The sequence below is a fragment of the Bacteroides clarus YIT 12056 genome (genome assembly GCF_900129655.1).
Lineage (GTDB): Bacteria > Bacteroidota > Bacteroidia > Bacteroidales > Bacteroidaceae > Bacteroides > Bacteroides clarus.
On the sequence record NZ_FQWK01000005.1, the window covers coordinates 352,740 to 371,973 of the forward strand.

General features: G+C 46.4%; 14 protein-coding genes and 2 tRNA genes. 6 read left to right on the plus strand and 10 right to left on the minus strand.

Translation table 11 applies throughout. The annotated features are described in order from the left end of the window. Positions 1-16: 16 nt before the first annotated feature. A tRNA-Asn gene (locus BUB52_RS10895) sits at positions 17-90 on the minus strand. Between the two features lie 26 nt (positions 91-116). After that, positions 117-190: transfer RNA gene (locus BUB52_RS10900), tRNA-Asn, on the minus strand. A gap of 81 nt (positions 191-271) precedes the next feature. Between BUB52_RS10900 and BUB52_RS10905 the strand changes: the two genes are divergently transcribed. From BUB52_RS10905 to BUB52_RS10915, 3 genes are all read left to right on the plus strand, one after another. After that, the gene (locus BUB52_RS10905) at positions 272-1,255 is read left to right on the plus strand and encodes an adenosine kinase (protein ID WP_039950790.1); all 984 of its coding nucleotides are present in this window, start codon (positions 272-274) and stop codon (positions 1,253-1,255) included. 6 nt (positions 1,256-1,261) lie between these two features. After that, a complete protein-coding gene (locus tag BUB52_RS10910; RefSeq protein WP_009122187.1) occupies positions 1,262-2,959 on the plus strand; it encodes a S41 family peptidase in 1,698 nt (565 codons plus the stop codon). Positions 2,960-3,179: 220 nt separating this feature from the next. Continuing rightward, positions 3,180-4,022 (plus strand): hypothetical protein, encoded by an 843-nt coding sequence (locus tag BUB52_RS10915; protein ID WP_009122188.1) that lies wholly within the window; start codon positions 3,180-3,182, stop codon positions 4,020-4,022. A 59-nt stretch (positions 4,023-4,081) separates the two neighbouring features. Here BUB52_RS10915 and BUB52_RS10920 read toward each other — a convergent pair whose 3' ends face one another. From BUB52_RS10920 to rpoN, 5 genes are all read right to left on the minus strand, one after another. Further along, entirely contained in the window at positions 4,082-5,941 is a 1,860-nt protein-coding gene (locus tag BUB52_RS10920; protein WP_073212653.1) for a 4-hydroxy-3-methylbut-2-en-1-yl diphosphate synthase, read from the minus strand. An 18-nt stretch (positions 5,942-5,959) separates the two neighbouring features. Next, positions 5,960-6,469 carry a 5-(carboxyamino)imidazole ribonucleotide mutase gene (gene purE, locus BUB52_RS10925; protein WP_009122190.1) on the minus strand — a complete coding sequence of 170 codons (510 nt, stop codon included), beginning with the start codon at positions 6,467-6,469 and terminating at the stop codon, positions 5,960-5,962. Between the two features lie 165 nt (positions 6,470-6,634). Then, entirely contained in the window at positions 6,635-7,015 is a 381-nt protein-coding gene (gcvH, locus tag BUB52_RS10930) for a glycine cleavage system protein GcvH (protein ID WP_009122191.1), read from the minus strand. Between the two features lie 25 nt (positions 7,016-7,040). Next, positions 7,041-7,718 (minus strand): membrane protein, encoded by a 678-nt coding sequence (locus BUB52_RS10935; protein WP_009122192.1) that lies wholly within the window; start codon positions 7,716-7,718, stop codon positions 7,041-7,043. Positions 7,719-7,765: 47 nt separating this feature from the next. Beyond that, positions 7,766-9,256 carry an RNA polymerase factor sigma-54 gene (rpoN, locus tag BUB52_RS10940; protein WP_009122193.1) on the minus strand — a complete coding sequence of 497 codons (1,491 nt, stop codon included), beginning with the start codon at positions 9,254-9,256 and terminating at the stop codon, positions 7,766-7,768. Positions 9,257-9,636: 380 nt separating this feature from the next. Between rpoN and BUB52_RS10945 the strand changes: the two genes are divergently transcribed. Further along, entirely contained in the window at positions 9,637-11,010 is a 1,374-nt protein-coding gene (locus tag BUB52_RS10945; protein WP_009122194.1) for an aminopeptidase P family protein, read from the plus strand. Between the two features lie 74 nt (positions 11,011-11,084). On the opposite strand, the gene BUB52_RS10950 is transcribed toward BUB52_RS10945, so the two are convergent. Continuing rightward, positions 11,085-12,590: a sensor histidine kinase gene (locus BUB52_RS10950; protein ID WP_009122195.1), complete on the minus strand. Its 1,506-nt coding sequence runs from the start codon at positions 12,588-12,590 to the stop codon at positions 11,085-11,087. 92 nt (positions 12,591-12,682) lie between these two features. Then, positions 12,683-14,356, minus strand: coding sequence for a nucleoside kinase (locus tag BUB52_RS10955; protein WP_009122196.1), 1,674 nt, complete (start codon positions 14,354-14,356; stop codon positions 12,683-12,685). A gap of 83 nt (positions 14,357-14,439) precedes the next feature. Between BUB52_RS10955 and BUB52_RS10960 the strand changes: the two genes are divergently transcribed. Next, entirely contained in the window at positions 14,440-16,137 is a 1,698-nt protein-coding gene (locus tag BUB52_RS10960) for a Na/Pi cotransporter family protein (RefSeq protein WP_009122197.1), read from the plus strand. Here the strand turns inward: BUB52_RS10960 and rd are convergent. Beyond that, positions 16,134-16,295, minus strand: coding sequence for a rubredoxin (gene rd, locus BUB52_RS10965; RefSeq protein ID WP_009122198.1), 162 nt, complete (start codon positions 16,293-16,295; stop codon positions 16,134-16,136). The genes BUB52_RS10960 and rd overlap by 4 nt on opposite strands. A gap of 252 nt (positions 16,296-16,547) precedes the next feature. On the opposite strand from rd, the gene BUB52_RS10970 reads away from it, so the two are divergent. Continuing rightward, on the plus strand, positions 16,548-19,232 hold the full coding sequence (locus tag BUB52_RS10970; protein WP_009122199.1) for a calcium-translocating P-type ATPase, PMCA-type: 2,685 nt from the start codon (positions 16,548-16,550) through the stop codon (positions 19,230-19,232). Positions 19,233-19,234 lie beyond the last annotated feature (2 nt).

The following is a 19,234-nucleotide window of genomic DNA, read 5'->3' on the forward strand; positions in this document are numbered from 1 at the left end:
ATGACGAACCTTTTCGCTCTTCCTCTTGGACTTGAACCAAGGACCCTCTGATTAACAGTCAGATGCTCTAACCGACTGAGCTAAGGAAGAATGTTGCATTCAAGTTTTTTCTTTCGCTCTTCCTCTTGGACTTGAACCAAGGACCCTCTGATTAACAGTCAGATGCTCTAACCGACTGAGCTAAGGAAGAATGTTGTTTTTTCTCAAATGCGCTGCAAAAGTAATAGGATATTTTGAAATATGCAATATCTTTGCAAAAAAAATATCAGGAATGGACAAAATAATTGGATTGGGAAACGCATTGGTCGATGTGTTAGCAACCCTTGACAGTGATGAAATCTTAGCGGAAATGGAGTTGCCTAAGGGTAGTATGACTCTGATTGATGAAGATAAATTGCTGAAAATCAATAAATACTTTAGCCGGGTGAAGACTCATTTGGCGACCGGTGGCTCTGCGGGGAATGCCATTCGAGGTATGGCGCAGCTTGGAGCGGGTACCGGATTTATCGGAAAGGTAAATAATGATTCTTATGGTAACTTTTATCGGGAAAGTTTGTTAAAACGCGGAACGGAAGCTAATTTGTTACTTTCCGATACCCTGCCTTCGGGGGTAGCTTCTACTTTTATATCTCCCGACGGGGAGCGTACTTTCGGTACATATCTGGGGGCGGCGTCTACATTGAAAGCGGAAGATTTGTCGCTGGAGATGTTCAAAGGATATACTTACCTGTTTATAGAAGGCTATTTGGTACAGGAACACGATATGATTCTTCGTGCCATCGAACTGGCCAAAGAGGCCGGTCTGCAGGTTTGCCTGGATATGGCAAGCTATAATATTGTGGCGGGTGATCATGAATTTTTCTCTCTGTTGGTAAATAAATATGTGGATATTGTCTTTGCCAATGAAGAAGAGGCGAAAGCGTTTACCGGTAAAGAACCCGAGGAGGCGTTGGATGTTATCGCTAAAATGTGTAGTATTGCCATTGTAAAGGTGGGAGCACGCGGCTCGCTGATTCGTAAAGGAACGGAGGAAGTACGTGTTGAGGCTGTACCGGTGGCAAAGGTGGTTGACACTACCGGTGCCGGAGATTTTTTTGCAGCTGGTTTTCTTTACGGACTGACCTGCGGATATTCTTTGGAGAAGTGCGGAAAGATAGGGTCTATTCTGTCGGGTGAGGTAATACAGGTGATTGGAACGGAACTGCCGGATTCAAAGTGGGAGAAGATAAAGGAAGATATAATAATGATAAATTAGGATATTATGAAATATTTAAAGATACGTTGGATAGCCGTCCTATTGTCGGTAGTAGGTACAAGCTTCTTTTTCGGATTTAAGAGTGGAGACAGCCGTAGTTTCCAGGTGGCAAAGAATCTGGATATATTCAATTCTATTGTGAAAGAGTTGGATATGTTCTATGTGGATACGATAGACCCGAACAAGACTATTCGTACCGGTATCGAGTCCATGTTGTATTCACTCGACCCTTATACGCAATATTTTCCGGAAGACGACCAGAGCGAACTGGAACAAATGTTGAAGAATACGTATGGCGGTATCGGCTCTATCATAACTTGGAATACCAAGCTGAAACGTTCCATGATAGCCGAGCCTTATGAAAATATGCCGGCGGCTACCGTGGGTTTGAAAGCCGGTGATATTCTTCTGGAAATAGACGGTAAAGACCTTGCGGGAAAGAATAATCAGGAAGTAAGCGAAATGCTTCGCGGGCAGGTAGGTACAAGTTTCAAATTGAAGGTACAACGCCCCGGAACGGAGCAGCCGTTGGAATTCGATATTGTTCGCCGTTCTATTCAGTTGCCTTTTATTCCGTATTATGCAATGCTGGATAACAATATCGGTTATATCAATTTGAGCACTTTCTCCGGTAATCCTTCCAAAGAGTTCAAACAGGCATTTCTCGATTTGAAAAAACAGGGAATAACTTCTTTGGTTATCGACCTGCGTAATAACGGCGGCGGCTTGTTGGACGAAGCTGTGGAAATAGCCAACTTCTTTCTGCCGCGCGGCAAAACGCTGGTGACGACGAAAGGAAAGACCAAGCAGGCAAGCAATACGTACAAGACGTTGCGCGAGCCGCTGGATTTGGAAATCCCGCTGGCTGTGCTGGTGAATAGCGCTACGGCGTCCGCGTCGGAAATCTTGGCAGGCGCATTGCAGGATTACGACCGTGCAGTGGTGGTGGGTAACCGTACGTTCGGAAAAGGGCTTGTGCAGACCACTCGTCCGCTGCCTTATGGAGGTACAATGAAGCTGACGACTTCCAAATACTATATTCCGAGCGGGCGTTGTGTGCAGGCTATCGACTATAAACACCGTAATGAGGACGGCAGTGTGGGGCGTATTCCGGATAGCCTGACTACCGTATTCCACACTGCTGCCGGACGTGAGGTGCGTGACGGTGGCGGGGTTACTCCCGATATTACCGTCAAGCAGGATAAATTGCCTAATATCTTGTTTTATTTGGTGAATGACAACTTGATATTTAATTATGCTACGGAATACTGTTTGAAGCATCCGACAATTCCGGCTCCTAAAGATTTTAAGATAACGGATGCCGACTATGCCGACTTCAAGGCGATGGTACAGAAAGCTGACTTCAAGTACGACCAGCAGACCGAGAAGATTTTGAAGAACTTGAAAGAAATGGCGGAGTTTGAGGGATACCTGACGGATGCGTCGGATGAATTCAAGGCTTTGGAGAAGAAACTGTCTCATAACTTGGACCGTGATCTTGATCATTTCTCAAAGGATATAAAGGAGATGATTGCGGTGGAAATTATCAAACGTTATTACTATCAGCGGGGAAGTATCATCCAACAGTTGAAAGATGATAAAGACTTGAAGGAGGCCGTCGGAATATTGACCGCTCCGGAAGAATATAAAGAAATGCTCAGTGTCCCGCCGGTTAAGCCGGATGAGAGCAAAAAGGGAAAATAAAAAACATCATCATAATCCTTATTTTAACCGAAATAGTTCGCTATTTCGGTTTTTTAGTTTCTATCTCGTTTTTGTCCCGTTGTGCGTATGTGTGCAATCCTTTATTTTTGTAAAAATAAAACGAATAAGCGTTAAAGGGAGTTTCCTTTAGTGTTCCTGCGCTTTCCTAAGATTACTGGTATGCTGAACGAAGGAACCATAAGCAAAACACAGACAAGTTATGATGAAAAAACTATTTTGGTTGGTGCTGTCAACCGTGATTTTGACAGGACAAAGCGTTTTTGCTCAAGAAACTAATTCCGAAACCCAATCTTCTCAAAGAGAGGATTCTTTACTGCAAGTGGTAAACGAACTCTCCGGCAGAGTGAAGAAAACCGAAGATGCGGCACGTAATGAGAGAATATGGAAAAAAAGAGCCAAGTATTTTAATATCGGTTATATCACAAACCAGACTTTGACAGATAAAGTAGATGCCGAAGCGGAATGGAAAAGCGATTTCGGCGTTTCTCTGGCTTTTGGAAAAACGTATTACCTGCATAAGAAGCCGCTGCTGAATATGATAAAGTTCGGTATCGATGCAACTTGGTTTGATATTTCTTATGCCAAGTATTCCGAACCGGATGCGTATGCAAATGATGGAGCCTACACACGCGCTTATGGCGATTATGGAGGTTATGACTATGACGATGAAGAAGATATTGACCTGGGTATTCATCAGATAGACGCGTCTATGCATGTAGGTCCTTCTATCACAGTCAATCCGATAGGTGACTTAAAGGTTGCCGCATATTTCCATTATGTACCTACCTATTCCATGTTGGTGATTGACGATAGTTTCGGACACGGATATGTTTCCAATTTCGCGTTTGGAGCGTCTGTTGCGTATAAGGCTATCTCATTCGGTATAGAGCATCGTTGGGCAAAGAAAGCTACTTATAACGGACTTTCCTTTGATGATGAAGGCATAGATTATGAAGATCCTGCTTTTGATGATGTGATTCAAAGCGATAAGTGGAAAATGAAATCAAAATCTTTCCGTATATTCCTTAGCTTTAGATATTAAGAATAAAGGTGCGTCAGAATCATAACTTCTGGCGCACCTTTACTGTCTGAGAGGAAATATTACTTTTCAATATAATCCCCGTTTTTCTTGATTAGCTCGATTAGCTTTTCTACCGCTTCCTCTTCGGGAATGTTTTTCTCGATGCATTCTTTCTTTTTGTATAAGCTGATTTTGCCTCGTCCTGCGCCTACGTATCCGTAGTCGGCATCGGCCATTTCACCGGGACCATTGACAATACAACCCATAATACCGATTTTAAGTCCCTTCAGATGCGATGTCGCTTGTTTGATACGGGCGATGGTACTCTCAAGGTCATAGAGCGTACGACCGCAGCCCGGACAGGAAATGTACTCGGTTTTACTGGTACGGATGCGTCCTGCCTGCAGAATACCGAAAGCTGTGGCATCTGTCACTTTATCGCTTATCGCTTTATCACCCTTTTCGCCGCTTTGGTTGAAAAGGAAAATACCGTCGCATAATCCGTCGATAATAAGCGCTCCCATATCTGCGGCCGATTTGATTTGCAGGTCTTCCGTTTCCGTTTCAGCATAATGTTGGAAGAATACAAGAGGATTCTTTAATCCTTCATTCATCAGCTGGTGCGCTAAACCGCGATATTCACCCAATCTGTTGGGGTGGTTGCTTTGTGCCACCAACACTACTTCCGGATGGTATTTCAGGCCGGCAATCACTTCGTCATTCAGTCCCATGTAGGTGACAAACAGAAATTTCAGCGATGCGTTGCATCCGCTGATAAACGGCAGCTGTTCTCCTTTGAAGGCAGGCCATACATTGGTTTGTCCTTCCCAAAGGTCGGCATCGATGATGTATTGTACGCCTTCAGCGGGATGTTCGGGTAGCTGACGACCGACGTATACATAATCGGGCATGAACTGCGGATTAAAATCCATATTTCCATCCAGGCGTGCCGCAATAACCACGGGGAGGTTCTCTCCGCCTATATTGTGCACGGCTGCCGTGGCTCTTCGGTCGGGAGAGAGATAATTGAAATCAGGAGCTGCCGCGCCCGGTATATACGGATGGTCATGATGTTGTGCGATATAATCCGCTAGTTTTCGGGCGACAGGGATTTCCGCTTCGGGAGCTTCGCTTAAAGATACGCGGATGGTATCGCCCAATCCGTCTGCCAATAAAGCGCCTATGCCTAAGGCGGACTTGATGCGCCCGTCCTCGCCGTCTCCGGCTTCCGTCACACCGAGATGCAAGGGAAAGTGCATTCCTTCTTTTTCCATTATGTCGGCAAGCAAACGCACGGTTTTTACCATGATTACGGTGTTGGATGCTTTGATGGAGATAACGACATCCGTGAATTCTTCCGCGACACAGATTCGCAGAAATTCCATGCACGATTCTACCATGCCTTCAGGGGTGTCGCCGTAACGTGACATGATGCGGTCGGATAACGACCCGTGGTTTACGCCGATACGGATAGCGGTATGATTGGCTTTGCAGATGTTCAGAAACGGAACGAAACGGTCGCGTATCTTTCGGACTTCCTGCGCATATTCTTCATCGGTATATTCCAGATGTTTGAAGGTACGCGCGGCATCTACATAGTTACCCGGATTGATACGGACTTTCTCCGCATATTGCGCTGCGACGTCTGCCACTTTCGGATTGAAATGAACATCGGCTACGAGCGGCACCATATAACCGTCCCGGCGCAGGGCGGCATTGATATTCATCAGGTTTTCCGCTTCCTTGATGCCCTGGGTGGTGAGACGTACGTATTCTCCACCGGCATCCACAATACGCTTGGCCTGCGCCACACACGCATCGGTATCCTGCGTGGACGTGTTGGTCATGCTTTGTATGCGGATAGGATTGGAGCCGCCCATAGGGGTGGCTCCGATATTCACTTCTGATGTTTCTCGTCGGGAATAATTGAATATATCCACGTTGTTGGTGTTTAGTGATTAGTTTACTTTATACTCGTATTTCACTTCTTTCAGGTCTTCGTTCGCTTTCACGATTTTCTTTTTCAGACCTTCTTTGTAAGCGGTAAAGGCTTCTGCCAGTCCGGTATCGCTTAATGCGAGCATTTGTACGGCGAGAATGGCGGCATTCATTGCTCCATTGATGGCTACGGTGGCTACGGGGATACCCGGAGGCATCTGAATGATGGAATAAAGCGCATCTACGCCATCAAGCACGGAACCCTTTACGGGTACGCCGATTACAGGCAGCGTTGTATTGGCTGCAATGACACCGGGCAGGGCGGCAGCCATACCGGCTGCGGCGATGATTACTTTGATACCGCGTTTACGGGCGCCTTTGGCAAATTCTTCTACGGCTTCCGGAGTACGGTGAGCGGAGAGAGCGTTCATTTCGAACGGTACATGTAAATCATTGAGCAGTTGCGCGGCCTTTTCCATGACAGGAAGGTCGGAGGTACTGCCCATGATGATACTTACAATTGGAGACATATTATTTAGTTATAAGTGATTAGTGATTAGGGGTTAGTGATTAGGGGTTAGCGTTTGGTGATTAGGGGGAATGATGGGCGTTGATGATTTGTTTTGAAGCCTTTCCTCATCAATCGCTAATCACTAACCCCTAATCACTAATCACTAAACCCTAATCCCTAATTCCTAATCGTTAATTAATGCTTTGTATGCTTCTGCGTCCAGCAGACTGTCGAAATCCGCATCGGCGGCAGGTTTGATTTTAATGAGCCAGCCTTCGCCGTAAGGGTCTTTATTAACCAGTTCGGGTTGCTCTTCCAAAGTCTCATTTTGTTCCAGTACTTCTCCTGCAACAGGCAAGAAAAGGTCGGAAATGGTTTTCACTACTTCGATGGTACCGAATACTTCGTCGGCGGCCAATGTTTCGCCTAGCGTTTGAATATCGACAAATACGATGTCTCCCAATTGTTCTTGGGCGTAATCGGTAATTCCTACATAAGCTACATCGCCTTCCAGGCGAATCCATTCATGTTCTTTCGTGTACTTTACATCATTAGGAAAATTCATAATCGTTAGTTTTAAGCGTTAATATTTAAAATAAGAATATGCTGAACAGGCGAAATACTAGTTTGCTGAGCGGATGCAGCACCAACAAGGAGCAAATCAATCCTACGGCAAACCCACCCATTACCTCGCCAAGCGTATGGTGCTGCAAGATAATTCGTGCCGTACCCAATACGCCTGCAATAAGAATGAATATGCATAGCCAGCTTATCGGATTATACCCGAATAGGGCGCTGAAAGCAACCAGGCCGCCTATTATGGCGCCGGCGCCGGCCATGTGTTCGCTGAGTTTCCATTTCAAATTGACAATCACGCAGATAATCATCATGATGAGGGCGGCAAGAATAATTCCCGTCATGTACCAGGGAATATTCAACCGGTGCATCATGAGCAGGCAGAATACATAGGAGGTAATGGTCAGAATGAAAGGTATGTATCTTCGTTTCCGTTCCGTCAGGTCTTCGGGACTGAACCCGTTGATTTTACGAAAGAGGAAGATGGTAAGAGTAGGCATAAGGATTGTAAAGCAATACACCACTCCCAGTACAATCAGTTTGTATTGCAGGGGCATGATTCGCAGGTACGAGAATACGAATAGAATCAGGAACGCCATGAAAGGTATGGAAAACGGTGTGAACATCACCGAAATTACCTTGGCTGTCCTGATAAGGGTCTTGTCAGTTATAATATGTTGTTCTACGGCCATTTCTTTATTTTTGCATTATCACTCCGTCACTTTATCATCTTTTGTTTCTACTTTCTCAGCCTTGCTACCGGAATATTCAATTGCTGGCGGTATTTGGCTACGGTACGGCGGGCAATCGGGTATCCTTTTTCTTTCAGGATTTCGGTCAGTTCGTCATCGGTATAAGGCTTCTTCTTATTCTCGTTGTCAATGCATTCCTTAAGGATTTTCCGTATTTCCCGTACGGACATCTCTTCACCGTCTTCCGTAACATATCCGTCGTTGAAGAAGAACTTCAGCGGATAGATGCCGTAGTTGGTCTGTACATATTTACTGTTGCTGACGCGGGAGATTGTTGAAATATCGAGTCCCGTACGTTCGGCCACATCTTTCAGTATCATGGGGCGAAGCAGTGACTCGTCACCGTCCAGAAAGAAAGGACGTTGCAGGTCGATGATGGCCTGCATGGTAGTCATCAAGGTGTTCTGACGTTGTTTGACGGCATCGATAAACCCCTGTGCCGCATCCATTTTCTGTTTCAGAAACATCATGGCCTCTTTGGATTCTTTAGACTGATTCGCCTTGTTTTTGGTATGTTCCTCTACCATTTCGGTGAAATCGCGGCTCATACGCAGTTCAGGAACATTCCGGTTGTTGAGTGACAGGTTGATTGTGCCGTCGTCATAGGTATCTACAATAAAGTCCGGCACGATTTGTTGCAGGTTTTTGCCGATGGCTTCACCTAATGATGCGCCCGGACGCGGGTTCAGTTTGCAGATTTCTTTGATGGCTTGCTGAAAGGCTTCTTCTTCCAATCCGAGTTTCTGCTGTATTTTGTCCCAGTGCTTGCGGGTGAACTCTTCGTAACATTCGGCGATAATGGCTTCTTCGATATAAAGCAGCGGATTGGGTGTGAAATGTTGCTGCTCTATCTTGCGCCGTATCTGGATGAGGAGACACTCCTGCAAATCGCGGGCTCCCAATCCGGCGGGGTCGAAGTCCTGAATGATTTTTAATACTTCTTCCAGTTCTTCGGTGGTAGCTTCGATGCCTGCATAAATGGCAAGCTCGTCGCTGATACTTTCCAAAGACTTGCGCAACAGGCCGTCGTCGTCCAATGAGCCGATAAGATATTCGGCCAATTCACGCTGGTGCTCGGTGAGGTTGCGTTCACCCAGCTGCTCTTTCAGGGTTTCATAGAAAGAAGTAGCGTCGGAGAAAGGAATCTCTTCGGCTTGCTCTCCTTTGCTTCGGTTGTTTTCCTGTAATTTATAGTCGGGTATGTCGTCTTCGTTGAGATAGTCGCTTAAAGAATCATAATCGGTGTCTCCGCCGTCTTCTGCGTTGGAGTCTGCGTCGGAAGTATCGGAATATTCATCACTGGCGGCATCATCCTTCCCCTCTTCCAGTGCAGGGTTTTCCAGAAGTTCGGCACGTACACGGTCTTCCAGCTCTATTGCCGGAAGCTCCAACAGCTTTACCACCAGAATCTGTTGTGGTGATAGCGTCTGTATCTGCTGTTGCGCTTGGGTCTGTATCTGTCGGGAACCTTGTGCCATACTTTACTTTATTTACTCGCTGCAAAGATAAGTTTTATCTTCGCACTTTTTGCAAAAATAGTGAATAGTTCGGGAACGAGAAATCTTCTCTTATTATATTTAACAAGAAAGACGCAGCTTGGTTGTGTTTTGCACTGTATGAGTAGAGGTCGCTTCACGGGTGAGATAGTATTAAAAGGCTTATAATATGATATTAAAAGCCTTTCAATACTATATTATAAGCCTTTTAATAGTATCTTACCATAGGGAAGACAGGGGTAGGGCATCGGACACGGGTTCGGCTACTGAATGGTTCTTCTTCATACATGTTCGGGTTTTATCTTATCCTTTCAAATTTTCTTCTTATCTTTGTGGTATAACTATTAAAATTACGGAATATCATGTTTGCTAAAGAAACGTATATACAGCGTCGGGCCCTGCTGAAGAAAAACATAGGCTCAGGAGTGTTGCTGTTCTTAGGTAATGACGAGCAAGGACTGCATTATGAAGATAATACCTTCCGTTATCGCCAGGATTCTACATTTTTATATTATTTCGGCTTGTCGTTTGCCGGTTTGTCGGCGATTATCGACCTTGACGGGGACAAGGAGATTATATTTGGAGATGAGCTCACGATTGACCATATCGTCTGGATGGGCACCCAGCCTACCCTGAAAGAGAAAAGTGAGCGTGTGGGCATTACGGATGTGATGCCTTCTTCCGACATCGCGGACTATCTTCACAAAGCGGTGCGCAAAGGACAGACCGTGCATTATCTCCCCCCTTACCGGGCGGAACATAAGTTGAAACTGATGGACTGGCTGGGCATTCCGCCTGCACGTCAGGAAGGTTCTGTCCCTTTTATCCGCGCGATTGTGGCGCAGCGCAGCTATAAGTCCACCGAAGAAATAGAAGAAATAGAAAAGGCGTGTAATGTGACGGCCGATATGCATATTACGGCAATGAAAGTGCTCCGTCCGGGCATGTATGAATACGAAGTCGTAGCGGAGATGAACCGGGTGGCCGAGTCCAATAATTGCGAGCTTTCTTTTGCGACGATTGCTACGGTCAACGGACAGACTTTGCACAATCATTATCATGGCAATAGAGTGAAGCCGGGAGATTTATTCCTGATTGATGCCGGTGCGGAAGTTGAGTCGGGCTATGCGGGTGATATGTCTTCCACGATTCCTGCCGATAAAACATTTACCCCTCGCCAGCGAGCCGTTTACGAGATTCAGAATGCGATGCATCTGGAGTCTGTCAAGGCGCTTCGTCCGGGTATTCCTTATATGGATGTTTATGACCTTTCCGCCCGTGTTATGGTAGAGGGCATGAAAAGCCTCGGCCTGATGAAAGGTAATGCCGAAGATGCCGTGCGCGAAGGCGCGCATGCCTTGTTCTATCCTCATGGATTGGGACATATGATGGGGCTGGATGTGCATGATATGGAAAACCTCGGAGAGATTTGGGTGGGTTACAACGGTCAGCCCAAGAGTACGCAGTTCGGCCGTAAGAGCCAGCGTCTTGCCATTCCTCTGGAACCGGGCTTTGTACATACCGTTGAACCGGGCATTTACTTTATTCCCGAACTGATAGACCTGTGGAAAGGTGAGAAGAAGTTTAAGGACTTCATCAACTATGATAAAGTGGAAGAATACCGCAACTTCGGCGGCATCCGCAATGAAGAAGATTATCTGATAACGGAAACCGGTGCACGTCGCTTAGGCAAAAAGATTCCGTTGACACCGGAAGAGGTGGAAGCGTTGAGATAATTGAAAGTTGGGAGTTGAGAGTTGCCATGCAGCATAATAGCGCAGCCAACTTTCAACTCCCAACTTTCAACTGCCTAAGCGTGTAGTTCCAATACAAACCGTGCCCCTTTTGTGTAGCTGCCGTCCAGTGTCAGGCTGCCATTCATTTTGGCGGCAATCAATGAACAGATGGGCAATCCCAAGCCATCGCCCTTTGTCAGGTCTTTTACTTCGGTAAAGGGTTTGAATATGTCTTCCCGTTGCTCTTCGGGGATGCCGCAACCCGTATCGCTGATAATGAACTGATGCGTATGGGCGCCGCGTTTCTTGAAATCCAACCATATTTTTCCGCCTGCGGGAGTATATTCGGCGGCGTTCTCCAATAAATGTAGCAAGATGCGTTCCAAGTGTTCCGGGTTAATCTTCACATTCAGTTTGGGAGCGTTGACGGTGAGGGTGACGTCTTCTTGTACCTTGCCCCTTACTTTGTCCATGACGCTTTCGCAGAAAGTCGAGATATTTTTCTCCTGTACTTCGTAAGGCTCCGACAGGCTGTTCTCCAGTTCGGACAGCTCTTGAATGTGACCGGAGAAAGCACGCAACGCTTGTACACCGGGCAGCTTCGGGTCGAGGGTATCCAAAGTAGGCTCCATTTGGGAGGAGATATTCTGAATGAATTCGGTCTTTAGCTCATTGTGCTCGTTGGCGATGCTGATAGCTTTCTTTTGTTTGCGTGTCAGCATGATGAAGCGTAATAATATGACGGCTCCTATCGCTAATGCCGCAGCTAAAACGGCTGCCAGGATGCAGAGGCCGATGATGATATATTGCTTGGCGGAAAGGGAATCGTCTTTCTCCTGAATGGTGGCCAGACTTTCATCATATTTCTTTTTCACTATATTCAGCTCGTCTTGTGCGGTAAGCGCCTTAACGGAATCTGTCCAGATGATATATTTGTCGTAGGTACGCGCTACCAGCCCCGCATTGTTCGCTTTGCGGGCAATGCTTATGAGGGTCTTGTAACATTCGTCTACTTTGGCGTAATTCTTTTGCCGCTTGTATTGCTCTATCAGCTTCTTGAAGGCCGTATCTCCCTGTGAGTTCATGCCGAAAGTATAGTAATAATCGGCTTGGGTGTACAGGAAATCATTGCTTAAAGAATCATTCCCGGCTGCTTTGGCGGTCTCTTCCAGCTTGTTCAACTGTTCTTTGGCGCGGGCGGGGTTTTTAGTGTTGATGTACATCTGTAACCGTTCTTTGTTGATACGGAAACGCAGGTCGGGGAGCTTCTTTTTAAGCTTTTGTTCACCGGTTCCCACCAGCTGTTCGGCGCCGCGCAGAAGCTCGAACGCTTCTTTATAATAGTTTTCCCGATGATAGAGGGCGCTGGCATTGACACCGCATTCTACCGCTTGCGTATATTCTTCCTGCGAGGCAAAGGAATTGTAGGCTTGAAGAAAGAGATAGCGGGCTTTGATATATTCTTTTTTGGCAAGGCTTTCTTGCGCTTGTTTCATCAGTTCATCGGCGCGGCTTTGCGCATAGGCTTGGGTACACAGGCAGAAAAATGCCGCCAAAAGTATTGTAATGATTCTTTTCATTATAGGTGAGTTTGTTTTATTTGCATACAAAGTTAGAACTTTCTTTGCTATATTGTATGCGGAAATTTAAAAAGGTTGTTTTCGCAGCCGGCTTAGTACTTGAAACTGCTGCCGCCCAAGAACTCCCTGAGCAGGGATGTCGGTGGAATTTCCTTGTCCTGTACCGGTGTGAAGTACTTGATGAACTTCATGAGCCGGTAGGCTTCGGCGTATTCGGGACAATTGCGCGGCACGCCGGTAAGTATGGGCTCTGCATGGCAACGCAGTACGGCAAACTCGAATAACAAGGCGGAGTTGAACATGACATCGGCATTCTCTTGATAAGGGAATATCCATTTGTCTTCGCCTGCACGCACGCTGGGCCAGCGTGAGATGGTTTCCTGAGCCGAATATCCCCGATAGTTGAAGTCGCGGATGATGCGGCGCAACAAGCGGTTGTCCGTTGTGGGAATCCAGTTGTGGTCGTCCAGCGAGATGGTTGTCAGTGCGGATACGTAAATCTTGTATTTACTTTCAGCGGGAATTTGCGGGGTAAGCTCCGGATTCAGGGCATGAATTCCTTCCAATATAAGAATGGTGTGCTCGTCGATACGCAGTTTGTCTCCTTTATATTCTTTTTTGCCCAGCGTAAAGTTGAACCGGGGAAGCTCCACCTCTTCTCCCCGCAGTAAGGCTTGCAACTGGTTGTTGAACAGCTCGAGGTCGAGGGCGTAAAGGGATTCGTAATCGTAATCGCCGTTTTCATCGCGTGGGGTGTCTTCGCGGTCTACGAAGTAATTATCCAATGAGATGGGATAGGGGCGCAGGCCGTTGGTCATCAACTGTACCGAGAGCCGTTTGCTAAAGGTCGTTTTCCCGGACGAGGAAGGACCGGAGATCAGTACGAGCTTTACGCGGTTGCCGTTTTCTCCCCGGTGGTAGATTTCATCGGCAATCTGGGCTATCTTCTTTTCTTGCAGGGCTTCGGCCACATTAATCAAATCGGTGGCATGCCCTTCTTCGCAGGCAAGGTTGAAGTCGCCTACGTTGCTTAATCCCATGATATAGTTCCAACGCAGGTGTTCTTTGAATACATCGAGCATCTTTTCCTGTTTTACCACTTCTTCCAATACGGTCGGGTTTTCCTTGTTCGGGATGCGCAGCAGGAGGCCGTCGTAATATTTTACGATGTCGAACAGTTTGATAAAGCCTGTGCCGGGTAACAGGTTACCGTAATAGTAATCCACCGTATCTCCCAGCGTATAATAATAGGTATATAGGGAACCGGATGTTTCCAGCAGCTTTACTTTGTCGTTCATTCCCCGTTCGCTGAATACCCGCACGGCTTCGGTGGTATGGCATTCGGTACGGCGGAAAGGGATGTCTTCGGCTATGATTTCCTGCATCCGTTTCTTTATGGCCGACACGTCTTCCAGCTCGATAGGCCGTCCGATGCGGAGATTGCAGAAATAGCCTTTGGATACGGGATGTTCCACAAACAGCTTTCCTTCCGGAAATAATTCACTGACAGCCTTATATAGGATAAAGCAGAGTGAGCGGACATACGTACGCATGCCGGAAGAATCCCGTACATCCAGAAATTCCACGTCTTTATTATTATATACCCGGAAATTCAGTCCTTCGGAACGGTTATTTACTTTGGCGCTGACTACCGGATAAGGAAAATTAAGATTAAAACCGTAATAAATATCCAAAAGTGAGCTTCCTATAGGGAATTCTTTAGAAATATTATTATTTTTGCAACAAATTTGTAACATGTGTTTCATGATGTCTTTTTTTGGGGTGATTAATACGTTAAATATAAGACATAATAACAAATGGCACAACGAAACACTTTAACTAATTAAAGATGGAATATTCTTTTTATGATTTTTTAAAGCTGCTTGGCTCATTGGCATTGTTCCTCTACGGAATGAAAATTATGAGTGAGGGACTTCAAAAATTCGCCGGCGACCGCTTGCGGAAGATTTTAACCGCTATGACGACCAACCGGGTGACCGGCGTTCTGACAGGTGTGCTTATCACGGCGCTCATCCAGTCTTCCTCGGCAACTACCGTCATGGTAGTGAGTTTTGTCAATGCCGGGCTGCTGACCTTGTCACAATCTATCGGTGTTATCATGGGTGCCAATATCGGTACTACCGTTACGGCTTGGATTATCTCCGCATTGGGATTTAAGGTCGACATCGCTGCTTTTGCCCTTCCTCTTTTAGCCTTTGGCATTCCTCTTATGTTTTCTCAAAAAAGCGCCCGCAAGTCCATAGGTGAGTTTATCTTTGGCTTCTCTTTCCTTTTCATGGGGCTTTCTTTGCTGCAATCCAATGCCCCCGACTTGAGCCATAACCCGGATATGCTGGCTTTTGTGCAGGACTATACGGACATGGGATACCTGTCCATTCTGTTATTTGTCTTGATAGGAACGGTATTGACCATGATTGTGCAGGCTTCCGCGGCGACAATGGCGATAACTCTTATTATGTGTGCCAATGGCTGGATTAGTTTTGAATTGGGAGCGGCGCTTGTGCTCGGTGAGAATATCGGTACGACCATAACGGCCAATCTTGCGGCGCTTACCGCCAATACGCAGGCAAGGAGGGCTGCGTTGGCGCATCTGGCGTTCAATGTCTTCGGTGTTATATGGGTATTGTGCTTGTTTGTGCCTTTTACGCAAGGAGTATCTTGGTTTGTGGAAAATGTAATGGGTACTAACGATCCCGCCGTTGCCGTTTCATTCAAGCTGTCGGCTTTCCATACTTGTTTTAATATCTGCAATGTGTTGATATTGATATGGTTCGTGAAGTTTATAGAGCGTACGGTTTGTGCCATTATCCCGCAGAAGGAGCAGGACGAGGAATATCGCTTGCGCTTTATCACGGGTGGTATGCTTTCTACGGCCGAGCTTTCCATTTTGCAGGCGAGCAAGGAGATTCATCTGTTTGCGGAACGTACGCATCGTATGTTCGGCATGGTACGCGACTTGCTGCATACCGATAAAGATGATGATTTCAATAAACTGTTCAGCCGGATAGAGAAGTACGAGAATATCAGCGACAGTATGGAACTGGAGATTGCCAACTATCTGAACCAGGTGTCGGAAGGCCGTTTAAGTTCTGAGAGTAAGTTGCAAATCCGGGCTATGCTGCGCGAGGTGACGGAGATAGAGAGTATCGGTGACAGTTGTTACAACTTGGCGCGTACTATCAATCGCAAGCGTCAGGCGAATCTGGAATTTACGGAGAAGCAATACGAGCATATCCATTTTATGATGAAGCTGACCGATGATGCTCTCGGACAAATGATTGTGGTGGTAGAACGTACGGAACATCAAGGTATCGATGTGAACAAGTCGTTTAACCTTGAAAATGAAATCAACAATTACCGCAACCAGTTGAAGAATCAGAATATCCTTGACGTCAACAACAAGGAATATGATTATCAGATGGGTGTCTATTATATGGATATCATTGCGGAATGTGAAAAGCTGGGCGATTACGTTGTCAACGTGGTGGAAGCCAGCAGTGATATAAAAGAAAAGAAAGCGTCTTAGGACGCTTTCTCAAATTCATCTTTGCCTACTCCACACAAGGGGCAAACCCAATCATCGGGAAGGTCTTCAAAGGATGTTCCCGGTTCTATTCCGTTTTCAGGATCTCCCAGTTCCGGGTCATAAACGTATTCGCAAATAGTGCAGATGTACTTTTCCATAACTTTCTTTTATTTAAAATTCTTCTTTAATAACAATTGAAGTCTCCTTTTTGTTTACCGTTCAGGTAAAAAAAGTGCATTTGTTATCCCAACCTCCAAAACGCATCTTTATGGAGATGACCGGTGGGAGCGGAAGCCGGAATAATTAAAAAAGGAGCACCGGATTTGTAAAACCTATAAAAAGATTTAATAACATTCTCTATACAAATTATTGTTGTATTTTTGCAATTCAATTTAAACCTAACGATTTGCATGACTGCAACAAAGGATGATTTTTATCACGTCGGACTTACCGACGATGAAGTACGGAAGAGCCGTACCGAGCATGGTGTAAACCTGTTGACACCCCCGAAGCGTCCGTCTTTGTGGAAACTCTATCTGGAAAAGTTTGAAGACCCGGTAGTAAGAGTACTGTTGGTGGCCGCTTTCTTCTCTTTGATTATCTCCGTAGTAGAGAACGAGTATGCCGAAACAATCGGTATTATAGCTGCTATCTTGCTGGCTACGGGTATCGGTTTCTTTTTTGAATACGATGCCAATAAAAAGTTCGATTTGCTGAATGCGGTGAACGAGGAAACACTGGTAAAGGTTATCCGTAACGGGCGCGTACAGGAAATTCCCCGTAAGGATGTGGTGGTCGGCGATGTTATTATTCTGGAAACCGGAGAGGAAATCCCTGCTGACGGTGAATTGCTGGAAGCCATTTCCCTGCAAGTAAACGAATCCAATCTTACAGGTGAGCCTGTGATAACCAAAACTACCGTGGAAGCCGATTTCGATGAAGAAGCCACTTATGCTTCCAATCGTGTGCTGCGCGGTACAACGGTAGTCGACGGGCATGGAGTTATGCGCGTGGAGTCCGTAGGCGATGCTACGGAGATTGGAAAAGTGGCTCGCCAGAGTACGGAACAAAGTACCGAGCCTACCCCGTTGAATATCCAACTTACAAAACTTGCCAACCTCATAGGAAAAATCGGTTTCTCGGTAGCCGGTCTTGCATTCGCCATCTTCTTTATAAAGGATGTGGTTCTGGTGTATGATTTTGCCTCATTCCATACCTTTGAGCAATGGCTGCCCGCACTGAAGGCTACTTTGCAGTACTTTATGATGGCGGTAACGTTGATTGTTGTTGCCGTTCCCGAAGGTCTGCCCATGAGTGTGACGCTCAGTCTGGCGCTGAATATGCGCCGTATGCTTTCCACCAATAACCTGGTGCGGAAGATGCACGCTTGTGAAACGATGGGAGCGATAACCGTTATCTGTACGGACAAGACGGGGACGCTGACACAAAACCTGATGCAGGTGTACGAACCGAATTTCTACGGATTGAAGAACGGGCGGGAAATAGGAGAAGATGATTTAAGCAAACTGGTAATAGAGGGTATCAGCGCCAATTCCACTGCTTTTTTGGAAGAGATAGCTCCGGGAGAGAAGCCCAAGGGGGTAGGGAATCCTACCGAGGTGGCTTTACTTCTGTGGCTCGACAGCCAAAAACGTAATTATCTGGAGTTGAGAGAGGCTGTCAAGGTACTTGACCAGTTGACTTTCTCTACCGAACGGAAGTTTATGGCAACACTGGTACACTCTCCTCTGATTGGGAAGAAAGTACTTTATGTAAAGGGCGCTCCCGAAATCGTATTGGGAAAATGTAAGGACGTTCTTTTGGACGGTAAGCGGGTGGATGCGGTAGAATATCGTTCTACGGTAGAGGCTCAGTTGCTGAACTACCAGAACATGGCGATGCGTACGCTCGGTTTTGCCTATAAGATAGTAGACGATACGGAACCGGCCGACTGTGTGGCATTGGTCGCAGAGAATGATTTGTCTTTCCTCGGAGTTGTAGCTATCAGCGACCCTATACGCCCGGATGTGCCTGCGGCAGTCGCAAAATGCCAGTCGGCAGGTATCGGCGTCAAGATAGTAACGGGAGATACGCCGGGTACGGCAACCGAAATCGCACGGCAAATCGGTTTATGGCAACCGGAAGATACGGAGCGTAACCGTATTACGGGTGCTGCCTTTGCAGACCTGACGGACGAGGAAGCGCTCGACCGGGTGTTGGATTTGAAGATTATGTCGCGCGCCCGTCCTACCGATAAGCAACGTCTCGTTCAGCTATTGCAACAGAAAGGTGCGGTGGTAGCCGTGACGGGTGACGGAACCAATGACGCTCCGGCCTTGAACCATGCGCAGGTGGGATTGTCTATGGGAACGGGAACGTCTGTCGCCAAAGAGGCAAGCGATATCACATTGTTGGACGACTCTTTCAACAGTATCGGTACGGCCGTAATGTGGGGACGTTCATTATATAAGAATATACAGCGTTTCATCGTATTCCAACTGACGATTAACTTCGTGGCATTGTTCATCGTATTGCTTGGCTCGTTGGTGGGTACCGAATTGCCGTTGACCGTAACGCAGATGTTGTGGGTGAACCTGATTATGGATACCTTTGCCGCTTTGGCTTTGGCGTCTATTCCGCCCAGTGAAAGCGTGATGAAAGAGAAACCCCGCAAAAGTACCGATTTCATTATAACCGGGTCCATGAGAAATTACATTCTCGGTATGGGCACTACTTTCCTTGTATTGCTTATGGGCATGTTGTTCTGGTTTAATAACGAAGAGGGAGGTATGACTGTACAGCGCTTGACTGTCTTTTTCACTTTCTTCGTCATGCTGCAATTCTGGAACCTGTTCAATGCGAGAGTATTCGGTACATCGGACTCCGCTTTTAAGGGAATGTCCAAATCTTACGGTATGGAGTTGGTGGTACTTGCCATTTTGGGCGGTCAGTTTGTCATCGTACAGTTCGGCGGGGCGGTATTCCGTACGGAGCCGCTTGATTTCACGACATGGGTGATAATCATTGCTTCTACTTCTTTGGTATTATGGGTGGGCGAAGGGATTCGTCTTGTCCGACGTCTAATGCAAAAATGAGA